Origin of the sequence: Roseibium album, assembly GCF_965233825.1 — a bacterium.
Lineage (GTDB): Bacteria > Pseudomonadota > Alphaproteobacteria > Rhizobiales > Stappiaceae > Roseibium > Roseibium album.
In genome coordinates this window covers 6,962,338-6,975,131 of the sequence record NZ_OZ247583.1, presented here as the reverse complement: position 1 = coordinate 6,975,131, position 12,794 = coordinate 6,962,338, and the positions used below count along the sequence as shown (strand labels likewise).

Annotated in this window: 10 protein-coding genes; 9 read left to right on the top strand and 1 reads right to left on the bottom strand. The window is 57.3% G+C overall.

The window, feature by feature from the left end:
* Positions 1 to 661 precede the first annotated feature (661 nt).
* Positions 662 to 1,531 carry a MurR/RpiR family transcriptional regulator gene (locus ACO6TI_RS31995; protein ID WP_055114260.1) on the bottom strand — a complete coding sequence of 290 codons (870 nt, stop codon included), beginning with the start codon at positions 1,529 to 1,531 and terminating at the stop codon, positions 662 to 664.
* Positions 1,532 to 1,679: 148 nt separating this feature from the next.
* Between ACO6TI_RS31995 and ACO6TI_RS31990 the strand changes: the two genes are divergently transcribed.
* From ACO6TI_RS31990 to ACO6TI_RS31950, 9 genes are all read left to right on the top strand, one after another.
* Positions 1,680 to 2,489: an N-formylglutamate amidohydrolase gene (locus ACO6TI_RS31990; protein WP_108875031.1), complete on the top strand. Its 810-nt coding sequence runs from the start codon at positions 1,680 to 1,682 to the stop codon at positions 2,487 to 2,489.
* Complete coding sequence (locus ACO6TI_RS31985) at positions 2,482 to 3,078, top strand: TRAP transporter small permease subunit (RefSeq protein ID WP_055113551.1); 597 nt, start codon at positions 2,482 to 2,484, stop codon at positions 3,076 to 3,078. The genes ACO6TI_RS31990 and ACO6TI_RS31985 overlap by 8 nt, the downstream gene beginning before the upstream one ends.
* Positions 3,078 to 4,418 carry a TRAP transporter large permease subunit gene (locus ACO6TI_RS31980; RefSeq protein ID WP_196879916.1) on the top strand — a complete coding sequence of 447 codons (1,341 nt, stop codon included), beginning with the start codon at positions 3,078 to 3,080 and terminating at the stop codon, positions 4,416 to 4,418. The genes ACO6TI_RS31985 and ACO6TI_RS31980 overlap by 1 nt, the downstream gene beginning before the upstream one ends.
* 123 nt (positions 4,419 to 4,541) lie before the next feature.
* A complete protein-coding gene (locus tag ACO6TI_RS31975; protein WP_055113546.1) occupies positions 4,542 to 5,591 on the top strand; it encodes a TRAP transporter substrate-binding protein in 1,050 nt (349 codons plus the stop codon).
* 92 nt (positions 5,592 to 5,683) lie between these two features.
* On the top strand, positions 5,684 to 7,051 hold the full coding sequence (locus ACO6TI_RS31970; protein ID WP_422384108.1) for a glutamine synthetase family protein: 1,368 nt from the start codon (positions 5,684 to 5,686) through the stop codon (positions 7,049 to 7,051).
* Between the two features lie 122 nt (positions 7,052 to 7,173).
* Entirely contained in the window at positions 7,174 to 8,562 is a 1,389-nt protein-coding gene (locus ACO6TI_RS31965; RefSeq protein WP_422384107.1) for an aldehyde dehydrogenase family protein, read from the top strand.
* Positions 8,563 to 8,800: 238 nt separating this feature from the next.
* Positions 8,801 to 9,964 (top strand): iron-containing alcohol dehydrogenase, encoded by a 1,164-nt coding sequence (locus ACO6TI_RS31960; RefSeq protein WP_055113544.1) that lies wholly within the window; start codon positions 8,801 to 8,803, stop codon positions 9,962 to 9,964.
* A gap of 239 nt (positions 9,965 to 10,203) precedes the next feature.
* Positions 10,204 to 11,196 carry an OmpA family protein gene (locus tag ACO6TI_RS31955; RefSeq protein WP_422384106.1) on the top strand — a complete coding sequence of 331 codons (993 nt, stop codon included), beginning with the start codon at positions 10,204 to 10,206 and terminating at the stop codon, positions 11,194 to 11,196.
* Complete coding sequence (locus tag ACO6TI_RS31950; RefSeq protein WP_422384105.1) at positions 11,186 to 12,712, top strand: caspase family protein; 1,527 nt, start codon at positions 11,186 to 11,188, stop codon at positions 12,710 to 12,712. Before ACO6TI_RS31955 ends, ACO6TI_RS31950 begins: the two co-directional genes overlap by 11 nt.
* The last annotated feature ends 82 nt before the right edge of the window (positions 12,713 to 12,794 follow it).

The window sequence follows — 12,794 nt, the reverse complement described above, 5'->3', positions numbered from 1 at the left end:
CCGCCTACAGTCAATTGAAAACAGTTTTGTGACATAAGCCGGACGCAGCTGTTGAGCGTTTTCTCGTGTGGTCCAGCACGTTGCAACCTGGTGGGGGTCGGGTGATGGTCCGAGGATCGGCTCGTAGTCCTCGGGAACCAGGCACTCGAAGACGAAGTCAAGTTGGTGTTGTCGCTCTCCGCTATCAGTTTTTTCGCGATATATTTCAGCGATATGCAGTAGTTTTCCGACCGAGATTTCAGTTCCGATTTCCTCCAGGCACTCACGTCTCAGGGCTTGAACAAGGTCCTCGCCGGGTTCCTGTTTTCCTCCCGGCAGAGTGTAGTGATGCCCTTTCACGGGATGACGTTTTTCCTGCACCAACAAATTTTGCCCGCTCAGGATCAGTGCCCGCGGAGTAGAACGGATGTGGGGCCTGAAGACCGAGTGATTCGGAGGCGTCGCTTCGGTGATTGGACTTTACTCCCAGCCAAGTCATGCCCGTCCGATCACAAAGGAGGTTCGACCATCCGGTCGAATTGCTGTCTGGCCGTTTGCGGACAAGCGCGTCGCCGACATCATAGATGAGTCTTCACAGTGCGGCCAAAGAATACCTTTCTGCAGCCGCGTGGAAGACCTTCAGTGCGGAAGTTGGACAGTTGGCCTGCGGCACCTGAAGCGATCAGACATCGGGACCCGTTGTCCGGCTTTCGGTCGTTGGATCGATTTCGTTTCGAAGAATCTCCAGGGACTGCATACGTTCCTGCGCCCGTTGCTGGTTTTCGCGCGTGACGCCGGCAATCAGCACTTCTGCGATAGCCATGAGTGCAAGGGATGAATCCCAGGGCGAGGGAACCGCGACCCGCGCCGGCAGAACAAAACTGGCAATGCGGCCGACAGGCGACATCCAGCTGTCGGTGACGAGGGTTACCGTTGCGCCCTGCTTTGCCGCCGCTTCCGCAAACTGGATGATCTCCGTCTGGTAGCGCCGGATATCGAAAATCAGAACCACGTCCCTGGGACCCATGCCCAGAAGCTGGTCAAGCCAGTTTCCCTGCTGCCCGGCGACGTGATTGACACCTGAGCGAACAATCCGCAGATGGGCTGCCATGTAGCGGGCAAGGCCGTCGGTAAACCGGCCACCGATCAGATGCAATGTCTTCTTTTCGTCTGCCAGCAGCCTGATGAGGCCTTCAAGTTCGCCCCGTGGCAGGTGGGCAAAGGTTTCTCGCACATTTTCCAGCAACTGCCCGACATGCGGATCACCGCCTTGTTCATCTTCAAGTGTCGCGCTGCGGGCAAGTGGTGAATTCAGCTGACTTTCCAATTCGCTGCGGAGTTTTTTCTGAAACTCTGCGAACCCCGGAAATCCCAGCCGGCCGATGAAACGAAGGATCGTTGGAGAACTCACGCCTGCAGCTTCCGCGAATTGCGCAACCGTGCCCAGCCCCTGAACGGGATAGTTTGCCATGAGGGCGTGTGCGGCCTTTTTTTCCGTGGCGGTGAATTCGTCCAGGCGGTCGCGAATGTCATCCAGAAGTGGGCGTTCCATGAGTCTTGCCTGCTTGTGTCCCTGACGGTGCATTTTCATTTGACAGCGGCGTCAATCTGCGTATCAAATATTACAGATATTGACTTCAGCGGCAATCCTGTAACAAACATTACAATCTGACATGCAGGGTTTTCAAGGGGAACGGGGAATGGGAGCAAGCCCTCCAAATGGCGAAACAGCCGGGGCTGTAGCGATCGAGAACGCTGACGGGACTGGACCTTTTGTCTTTGTCTGCGATCACGCGTCCAATTATTTTCCGCCGCCCTACGATCACTGTCTGGGTGTCACCGAAGCCGAAAAATCAGCACATATTTCCTGGGACCCGGGAGCGCTCGGTGTTGCCAGAGGCCTTTCCGTACAGCTCGACTCGCCGCTCATTCGCACAAGGATCTCGCGCTTGATCATTGACTGCAATCGCGAGGAAGACCGGGCCGACCTGATCCCGAGCCTGAGCGAGACGATCGAGATTGAAGGCAACCGCAACCTGTCGGATGACGAGAAATCCTTCCGCCTAGACCTGGTGCACCGGCCGTTTCACGCTTCGATCGACGGCGTCATCGAAAAGCGGATGGAGCGCGGCCTGCCGACCGCGGTGGTGTCGATCCATTCCTTCACCCCGGTTTACAAGGGCCAAAGCCGTCCCTGGGAAATCGGCCTGATTTCGGACAGGGATCGCAGCCTTGCCGATCCGGTGATTGCTGATCTCAACAGCCTGGGTGCGTATTCCGTCGGTGACAATGAACCCTACGCGCCCTCGGACGGTGTCTATTACACAATCCGGCGGCACGGTGAGAACCGGCACCTGCCGTGCCTGATGATCGAAATCCGAAATGACGAGATAACGACACCGGAACAGGAAGCTCATTGGGCAGGTCTGCTGGCCCCGCTTCTGGAAAAGGCTGCAGGCGCATGCACAAGAAACAGCCGCATGACCGCGGCGGGAGGCGCTGATGCTTAAAGTCGCGCGCGCTTACGTCCGTGTTGTGGACAGCTTCAATCGTCGGCTCGGCAAGGTCGTGATGTGGGGGCTGTTTGTCATGGCGGGCATTCTGCTCTGGTCGTCCGTTTCCAAGACATTCTTCAGCCCGTCACTCTGGACGCTGGAAGTCGCTCAATTTGCAATGGTGGCCTATTACGTTCTGGGCGGGCCGTATTCGATACAGCTCGGATCGAACGTGCGCATGGATCTTTTCTATGCGGACTGGAGCTTGAAGAAAAAGGCATGGTTCGATGCCTTCACGGTGTTGCTGTTGCTCTTCTATCTCGGTGTTCTTCTCTATGGGGCGCTGAATTCATTTGCCTATTCCCTGGGGCACTTTACCCAGGAGCCTTTCTCGTTTTACCGCGACCTGGCCTTTGCCTTTGTCACGGGAGGTCCGGATGCCGCAAACGAGGTGCTTGGTTTTGTAGAGCGCAGTCCAACTGCGTGGCGCCCCTATGTCTGGCCGGTCAAGCTGATCATGATAATCGGATTCTTCCTGATGCTCCTTCAGGTTTTTGCTGAATTCCTCAAAGATATCGCCCGTATCAAGGGAGAGACGATCTGATGTCATATGAGATGATCGCTCTTCTCATGTTCTCGTCCATGATGCTGATGCTGTTGACGGGGCAGCGGGTCTTCGGTGCCATAGGCGGTATCGCGTCCATCGCGGCGATTCTGCTCTGGGGAACCGGCGGTGGGGACATTCCGTTTTCTGCCGCGATGAAACTGATGAAATGGTACCCGCTGCTGACGCTGCCGATGTTCATCTTCATGGGCTACGTACTGTCGGAAACCAAGATCGCCGACGATCTTTACAAGATGTTCCATGTCTGGATGGGACCTATCAATGGTGGTCTCGCCATCGGCACGATCCTTCTGATGGTGCTGATCTCGGCAATGAACGGCCTTTCGGTGGCGGGAATGGCGATTGGTGCAACAATCGCGTTGCCGGAGTTGCTGAAGCGAAATTACGACAAACGCATGGTCACGGGGGTCATCCAGGCAGGATCGTCGTTGGGAATCCTTGTGCCACCGTCGGTGGTGCTTGTTCTTTATGCGATGATTGCCCGGGCACCGGTTGGCCAGCTCTGGCTTGCAGGCGCGGTTCCAGGACTGATGATGGCGGCACTGTTCATCATTTACATAGCAGTCCGGTGTCGCATTCAGCCTGAGCTGGGGCCTGCACTTGCCGTAAATGAACGGGATGTTTCGCGGGGCGAAAAATACCGATTGTTGCTTGCCGGTCTTTTGCCACTCATCATCTTCGCGATGATGATGGTGCCCTTTGTCATGGGTAAAACCAGCCTGGTCGAGGCCTCGGCCGTCGGCGCGCTCACGGCGCTGATCGCTTCGATTCTCCGGCGGCGGATGACATGGGATATCCTGATCCTGTGTCTCAGAAACACGCTCGGTATCTCCTGCATGTTCATGTGGATCATTCTGGCAGCCCTCGGCTTCGGCGCTGTGTTCGACGGTCTCGGTGCCGTTAAGGCAATCGAGAGTCTGTTTACCGAGCAGCTCGGCCTGTCGCCCTGGATGATCCTGATCCTGATGCAGCTTTCCTTCCTGGTCATGGGAACATTCCTTGACGACACGGCGATGCTGGTGATCGTTGCACCGCTCTACGTGCCCCTGGTTGGCTCGCTGGACCTGGGTATGCCGCGTGGCGATATTCTGATCTGGTATGGCGTGCTGTATACAATCACAACGCAGATCGCCTACATGACGCCACCGTTCGGCTACAACCTTTTCCTGATGCGGGCGATGGCGCCCAAGAGCATCACCATGCGTGACATTTACGGATCGATCACGCCATTTGTGCTGGTGATGATCCTGGCGCTCGTGATCGTAATGGTATTCCCGCAAATCGCGCTTTGGCTACCCAACCTGATCTATGGAAAGTAGCGGCGACAAGCGAGACAAAAACAATAAGGTCTGGAGGAAACGGACTATGAGCAGCGGTAGAAAACGAGGACCGGCAAACGGTCTGACCGCATGGACCGTAAACTGAAATTAGGGGAACTTAAGATGACCAATAGACGTAATTTTCTCAAAAATGCAGGGTTGGGGACTGCCGCTGCCGCCGGTGCAACGACGTTGGCCGCACCGGCTGTGCTTGCCCAGGAGCCCATCAAGTGGCGTTTGCAGACCTATGCCGGTGGTGCATTGGGTGAGCACGTGACGAAGCCGATGGTCGACTATGTCAACAACGCCTCGAACGGCGAGTTGCAGATCGAGCTGTTCTACGCCGACCAGATCGTACCGACAGGCGAACTGTTCCAGGCACTGCAACGCGGTACAATAGACGCGGTGCATTCCGACGACGACTCCATGGCCTCGCCGACACCGTTGCGCCAGTTCGGCGGCTACTTCCCGTTTGCAACCAAGCATATCCTCGACGTGCCTGTTCTGTTCAACCAGTACGGCCTTGCCGACATCTGGCGGTCGGAATACGAGAAGGTGGGTGTCGCGTGGATTTCCGCAGCGGGTCAGGATCCCTGCAACTTCAACACCAAGAAGGAAATCAAGTCGGTTGCAGATCTTGAAGGCCTGAAGCTTTACACGTTCCCGACAGCCGGCCGATTCCTTTCGAAATTCGGCGTCGTGCCCGTGTCGATACCGTATGAAGATGCCGAAGTCGCCGTGCAGACCGGTGAACTCGACGGCATGGCCTGGTCAGGTATCACGGAAGATTACACAGTCGGTTGGGCTGACGTGACGGACTACTTCCTGACCAACAACATTTCCGGTGCCTGGATCGGTTCGTGGTTCGTCAACCAGAAACGTTGGGCCGATCTGCCGCCGCATCTCCAGCAACTCGTGCTGGCAGCCACCGAAGCCGGTCATACCTACCGGAACCAGTGGTACTGGGGCGGAGAGGCGCGCCTTCGCGCAAAAGGCGACAAGCTGCAACTTCGCACAGTTCCGGCTGCCGAATGGGCACAGGTCGAAGACGCGGCAAAGGACTTCTGGAAAGAGATCGCCGCAGAAGGCGAACTTCAGGCAAAGATCATATCGATCTTCCAGGAATACAACGATGTCATCAACCAGGCAGGACCTCCCTACAATTTCGGTTGAGACAAGCACTGACGAGCTCCGGAGACTTGTTTCTCCGGAGCTCACCGATCCATTGCCGATAATTCAAGCCCATGAACCAGCGGAAGACACAAATGCCTGGCAACCTGACATTCGATGCACTTAAAACTCTCGTCTCGTCCGGTGAGATCGATACGGTGCTCGCGTGCATCGTCGACATGCAGGGACGGCTGATGGGCAAGCGTTTTCACGCCCAGCACTTCGTCGACACCGCCTATGACGAAACACATTGCTGCAACTACCTTCTGGCGACAGACCTGGAAATGTATACGGTCGAAGGCTATGCGGCGACCAGCTGGTCAGGCGGCTACGGCGACTATGTGATGAAACCGGACCTGTCGAGCCTTCGGAAAATACCCTGGCTGGAAGCAACGGCCATGGTGATGTGCGATGTCCAGGATCACCATACACACAAGGACGTGCCGCACTCGCCGCGCGCAATGCTGAAGGCTCAAGTTGCCCGACTGTCCGAAATGGGGCTGTCGCCGATCATGGCGACCGAACTGGAATTTTTCCTGTTCGAAAAGAGTTTCGACGAGATTCGCAAGGAAGGCTTCCGCAATCTGGAACCGATCTCCGGCTATAACGAAGACTACCATATCCTGCAGACCACCAAGGAAGAGGACGTTCTGCGTCCGGTTCGCAATTGCCTCTTTGGCGCGGGAATTCCGGTCGAAAACACCAAGGGTGAAGCTGAAACGGGGCAGGAGGAGCTGAACATCAAATACGCTCCCGCGCTTGAAACGGCCGAGTACCACACAATTGCCAAGCATGCGGTCAAGGAGATTGCCTGGGCAAAGGGGCGTTCCGTTTCTTTCCTGGCCAAGTGGCGCAGCGACAAGGTGGGCTCTTCCTCGCATGTTCACCACTCCTTGTTCGACAAGAAAGGCAACAACGTCTTTTGCGATGCCAAGGCTGAACTCGGCATGTCGGACACGATGCGACACTACCTTGCCGGAATGATCAAATACGCGCCGGAATACACGTATTTCCTGGCGCCCTACATCAACAGCTACAAGCGTTTCCAAAAAGGAACGTTTGCGCCGACCAAGACAGTCTGGTCCGTCGACAACCGCACGGCCGGATTCCGTCTTTGCGGAGAAGGCACAAAGGCGTTGCGTGTCGAATGCCGCATCGGTGGCTCGGACCTCAATCCCTATCTCGCGCTGGCCGCGTTGATTGCCGCTGGCATCAAGGGACTGGAGGAGAAGCTGCCGCTTGATCCGCCAGCGACCGGTGATGTCTACGAGGCCCCGAAGGCCAGAGAAATTCCGCATACGCTGCGCGATGCACGCGAAACGCTGCGCAAGTCGAAATTCCTGCGCGAGGCGTTTTCCGATGAAGTTATCGAACACTATGCACGGGCTGCCGAGTGGGAGATCGAGGAATTCGATCGGGCTGTCACGGATTATGAAATCGCCCGCGGATTCGAACGGGCGTGATGAACAACCAGCATACCGTCCACACCCTCATCCTGAGCCGGTGTTGAGCGGGAACAACGAAAAACGCGAGAGCCACCACTTTCAACAGACCGCACACGAAGATGCGGAATGAGAGGTTTCAAATGTCTGATGTGATCAAGCTGATCTCACCCGTTGACGGCTCGGTTTATGCCGAACGTCCCGCCCTGGAAGAAGCTGCTGTCGAAAAGATCGTTTCGGCCGCAAGACGGGCACAGGCCGGTTGGGCGGCAACGCCGATTGCCGAGCGTGTCGCCTATTGCGAGAAGGCGCTGGAAGCCCTGAAGGCAATGAACGACGATGTCGTGCCGGAACTGGCCTGGCAGATGGGTCGCCCGATCCGCTACGGCGGCGAACTGGGCGGTACGATCGAGCGCACGGAATATTGTGCGTCGATCGCCGAAGAGGCGCTGGCTGATATCGAGCGCACGGACAAGCCGGGCTTCAAGCGCTACCTCCGGCGTGTGCCGCTCGGCATCGTCATGGTGATTGCGCCGTGGAACTATCCTTTCATGACGGCTGTTAACACGATCATGCCCGCGCTGATGGCCGGCAATGTCGTGGTGCTGAAACACGCCGCACAGACGCTTCTGGTCGGTGAACGCCTGGCAAAGGCGTTCGAGATCGCCGGATTGCCGAAAGACGTATTCCAGAACATCGTCCTGACCCATGGCGGGACCGAGAAACTGCTCGCTTCCGGCGTGATCGATCATGTCAATTTCACCGGCTCTGTCGGCGGCGGTCGTGCGATCGAAAAGGCGCTTGCCGGTACATTTGCGACCGTTGGTCTTGAACTTGGAGGCAAGGACCCGGCCTACGTCCGTGCCGACGCCGATCTCGACTATGCCATCGGCAATCTGGTCGACGGCGCGTTCTACAATGCCGGTCAGTGCTGTTGCGGTATCGAACGCGTCTATGTGCATGAAAGCCAGTTCGACAGGTTCGTCGACGGGTTTGTCGATCTGACAAAGCAGTATCAGCTGGGCAACCCGCTGGACGAAGCGACAACGCTGGGACCGATGGCACAGGCCCGTTTTGCCGCCTGGGTGCGTGAACAGACCGACGAGGCCCTGCGCAAGGGTGCCAAGGCACATATCGATGTGTCCGCCTATTCCGAAAACAAGGATGGCACACCCTACCTGGCGCCCCAGGTCCTGACCGATGTCAATCACCAGATGTCGGTCATGCGCGAAGAGAGCTTCGGTCCGGTGGTCGGCATCATGAAGGTCAAGGATGACGAGGAAGCCCTGCAGTTCATGAATGACAGCCCCTACGGCCTGACCGCTTCGATCTGGTCAGAGGATGTCGAGGCCGCCGCGGCGATCGGCGACAGGATCGAGACCGGAACCGTCTTCATGAACCGCTGCGATTATCTCGACCCGGCGCTGGTGTGGACTGGCGTCAAGGATACCGGCAAGGGCGCCGCGCTTTCCGAAATCGGATTCCATAACCTGACACGGCCGAAGTCCTTCCACTTCCGGGTGGAGCACTGAGGGGAAGAAGGAATTAGCGCCTTGCAGATCCTTTGCAATTGTCATCCCGGCTGAAACGAAGTTGAAGGCGGGGATCCAGTAACCGATGCAGCCACCAAGACTTAGGTGGCATAAGCTGATGGATACCAGACCCCTGCCTGCGCAGGGGTGACAAAAGGTGGAAATTTCGACCCCGACTTCAGATTTTGATCGCTCGCAAACCTAAGATTTTAGAGAACTCAAAACCAACGAGACACCCATGAGCTCACTTCCTTCCGTCAACTGGTCTTATCCAACTTCCGTGCGTTTCGGTGTTGGCCGCATCAAGGAACTGCCCGACGCCGTCAAGGCGACAGGCATGTCGAACCCGTTGCTGGTGACCGATCCCGGACTTGCCAGCTTGCCGATGGTGGCGGACGCGATCGCCAGCCTGCGAGATGCAGGCCTCACGGCTGCCGTATTTTGCGACGTCAAGCCGAACCCGGTCGACAGCAACATTTCCGCAGGCGTTGAAGCGTTCACATCCGGTGGCCATGATGGTGTAATTGCCTTCGGTGGGGGATCCGGGCTGGACGCCGGCAAGTTGATCGCATTCATGTCCGGGCAGTCCCGCCCGATCTGGGACTTCGAGGACATCGGTGACTGGTGGACCCGTGCCGACCCGGACGGTATCGCACCTATCGTTGCCGTCCCGACAACTGCGGGCACAGGTTCGGAAGTCGGGCGGGCGGGTGTCGTCACCAACGAGGCGACCCACACGAAGAAAGTGATCTTCCATCCGAAGATGCTTCCGGAAATCGTGATCTGTGATCCGGAACTGACCGTCGGGATGCCGCGCTTCATCACTGTCGGCACAGGCATGGACGCGCTTGCGCATTGCCTTGAAGCCTACTCGGCGCCGATGTACCACCCGATGTCCGAAGGCATCGCGCTTGAAGGCGTGAGACTTGTCCTGGAGAATTTGCCGAGGGTCGCGGCTGACGGATCCGACCTGGAAGCTCGCGGGCACCTGATGAGTGCGGCCGCGATGGGCGCCGTCGCTTTCCAGAAAGGGCTTGGGGCAATCCACTCCCTGTCCCATCCGGTCGGTGCGCTTTACGACACGCATCACGGCATGACAAACGCGGTGTTCATGCCTTACGTGATGCAGTTCAACAAGGTGGCCATAGAACAGAAATTCGAACGCCTTGCGGGTTTCCTGGGCATTGGCGGAGGATACCGGGGCGTGCTTGAGGCTGTCCTGAAACTGCGCGATGATCTTGACGTCCCGCACACCTTGTCAGGATTGAATGTCGACGGAGGCAAACGCGATCTGATCGCGGAGATGGCGATTGTCGATCCGACGGCTGGAGGCAATCCCGTCGAATTGACCAAGGACGGTGCCCTTGAAATATTCGACAAGGCACAGCTGGGGACGATCTGAACCGTCACCAGGGGCCTGTGGGAAAACTGTTCCTGGAACTGCGCATTTGCGCGGGCGATCGCGGATCGCCTGTGCAGGGCGTTGCATGGTTCCCGGAAGGCTGTAAGAGTAACGTAAGGAATGACCCATTAATGTAGCGGCCAACGCCTGATTGATACGAGGGGGAACTGATAATGACGGTCTCGCGGGTAGTTTTTTCTTTCCTGTGTTTCGCGTGTCTTGTTTTCTCTCCGCAGGTGGTGAGCGCACAAAGCAGCGGTCTCGGACCCGGGTGGACACTTCAACCCGAGGCGTCCACCATCCGGTTTCAATCGGTCAAGAACCTCACAAAGGTAGAGTCGAGCGGCTTCGTTCAATTCGATGGCCAAATCGATCCGGATGGAAAAGCGCAGATCCGCATCTTCCTGGACTCCGTCGATACGAAGATCGACCTCAGAAACGTTCGGATGCGTTTTCTGTTCTTTGAAACGTTTGAGTTTCCCGAAGCGGTCATCACCGCGCAGATAGATCCCTCGGTTCTGGCCGATCTGCCGACGCAGCGACGGAAGGTCATTCCACTTGCCTTCGAGCTGAAACTCCATGGGGTGACCAAGACGCTTGAAACGGAAGTGGCCGTCACGCTCGTCGGAGACGAGATCGTTGCGGTTTCGTCAACAGCGCCGGTGTCTGTGGCGGCAGCCGACTTCAATCTTGAAGGCGGTATCAAGAAACTCGAAGAAGCCGCAAACGTTGCGATTGTGCCTTCGGCGACCGTGACCTTCGATTTCATGTTCTCCAGGAATTCAGGCCAACAGGTTGCGCAAGAGACCGCGCCCGAAGCACAGCAGGCGGCGGCCACCGCAATTGAACCGGAAGGCAATCTGGACGAGGAGGCCTGCAAGGGCCGGTTCGAGATCCTTTCGCGCACTGACAATATCTATTTTGCCAGCGGCAGCGCCAGCCTCGACAAGCGCAGCGAACCACTGCTTGACAGTCTGGTCGATATCATCATTCGCTGCCCGGACCTGAAGATAGAAGTCGGCGGTCATACAGACAGTGATGGCAGCGCAGCTGCCAACAAGCGTTTGTCCGAACGCAGGGCCGCTTCGGTTGAAAATTATCTTTATGGAAAGAAGGTTTCTGGTAACAGGATCACGAGTGTCGGGTATGGTGAAGCCAGTCCGATAGCGTCGAATGACACACCTGACGGCAAACGCCGCAACCGCCGTATCGAGTTTATCGTTGTCGACTAGGTTCAAAATCTGCCGGCTTTTGGCAATCGTCCTGCCCGTGCTGTTCCTGTTTACGCAGGTTCAGGCCGATGATAGCGATTCACAGGAACCGCTTCGCCTGGCGCTTGTTGTCGGGAACGGCTCCTATACTCATGTCGCTCCACTGGACAACCCGGTGAACGACGCGGAACTGATGGCTGCGTCGTTGGAAGATGTCGGCTTTGAGGTAATGCTGGTCACGGATGCGACGCGCGATACCTTGATCAAGGCCATCTCGGATTTCGGCCGCAGGCTGCGGGAAGCGGATGACGACGCGACCGGCCTGTTTTATTACGCCGGGCATGGCGTGCAGTCCTTCGGCGCCAACTTTCTGCTCCCCGTTGACATCAATCTCATGGATGCGGCTGATCTCAGCCTGGTCGGGGTGCCCGCGCAGGCATTGCTCCGGCAGATGTTTTCGGCGAACAACAAGACCAATATCGTCATCCTTGATGCCTGCCGGGACAATCCTTTCGTTTCAATTCCAGACCTGAATGAAAACGGTCTTGCCGAAATGAAAGCCCCTCGGGGAACCTTTCTTGCCTATTCCACAGGCCCCGGGGAGGTCGCCCTGGACGGGTCGGAAGACAACAGTCCCTTTACCGGCTCTCTCGCACGGCGGATGTCGACACCAGGTGTTCCGATCGAGGCGCTGTTCAAGAATGTCCGGCGGGATGTTCTTGATGCGACCAACGGCATCCAGACGCCATGGGATACATCGTCCATGACCGTGAACTTTCAGTTCGTTCCTGCGGTCATGCCGTCTCCTGCGGAGATCCAGGAGCGCCAGCTCTGGGAGACCGTGAAGCTGAGCAAGGATCCGATCCAGGTCATGCTCTATCTTCGCGCCAACCCGGAAAGTCGTTTTTCAGGTGACGCACGCAAGCTCCTGCAGGACCTTGTTTCTGCGGAAGTCAAGGAAACAGTGAGCACAGACGTTGCTCCGACCCCGGCAAAAGAACCTGTGTCCGTGGATCCCAGCGACGCTGAACGCGACCTGATCGAGGAAGCACGACGGGCCGGAACGGAAGACGCATACAAGATTTATCTGGATGCCTTCCCGGACGGCCACTTTGCCGAACTGGCCCGGCTGGAGCTTCAGACGATCCAGCAAAACGAACCGCGAACGGACCCGATTTCGGAGCCACCCGTCGCTGTTGCCGTTGAGCCCAAACCATCAACCCAGAACGGAGCGGGCGCGCTTCCGAATGTCGTTGCATTCAACAAGCCTCTTGGCGCGGGCGGTCCGGAGCTGGCCACCCGGAGCATATCGGACCTGATCTCGGCGAGCCCGCAGTTCCCGCCGATTGAGGGGCTTCCGGAAGCTGCCTGGAAAGACAAGACGTGTGCCTCCTGTCATCAATGGGAGCAGGCCAACCTGTGTACCCAGGCCAAGACTTATGTGGATGACAAGACGCGGGCGCTTTCGAAGGATCACCCGTTCGGGGGCGTCTTCAAACAATTGCTGCAAGTGTGGGCCGAAGGCGGTTGCCAGTAGGTGTTCCGGCCGAGCGGCTGTCGGGCCCTGTTTCCCGACACTGCCAATGGAAGAAGCATATTGCTGTTGCCGTGGCCGGGTC

Coding starts and splice junctions, on each gene's coding strand:
- ACO6TI_RS31965 (WP_422384107.1), top strand. CDS start 7,174: ATGTCTGATGTGATCAAGCTGATCTCACCCGTTGACGGCTCGGTTTAT.
- ACO6TI_RS31960 (WP_055113544.1), top strand. CDS start 8,801: ATGAGCTCACTTCCTTCCGTCAACTGGTCTTATCCAACTTCCGTGCGT.
- ACO6TI_RS31975 (WP_055113546.1), top strand. CDS start 4,542: ATGACCAATAGACGTAATTTTCTCAAAAATGCAGGGTTGGGGACTGCC.
- ACO6TI_RS31995 (WP_055114260.1), bottom strand. CDS start 1,531: ATGGAACGCCCACTTCTGGATGACATTCGCGACCGCCTGGACGAATTC.
- ACO6TI_RS31985 (WP_055113551.1), top strand. CDS start 2,482: ATGCTTAAAGTCGCGCGCGCTTACGTCCGTGTTGTGGACAGCTTCAAT.
- ACO6TI_RS31970 (WP_422384108.1), top strand. CDS start 5,684: ATGCCTGGCAACCTGACATTCGATGCACTTAAAACTCTCGTCTCGTCC.
- ACO6TI_RS31980 (WP_196879916.1), top strand. CDS start 3,078: ATGTCATATGAGATGATCGCTCTTCTCATGTTCTCGTCCATGATGCTG.
- ACO6TI_RS31990 (WP_108875031.1), top strand. CDS start 1,680: ATGGGAGCAAGCCCTCCAAATGGCGAAACAGCCGGGGCTGTAGCGATC.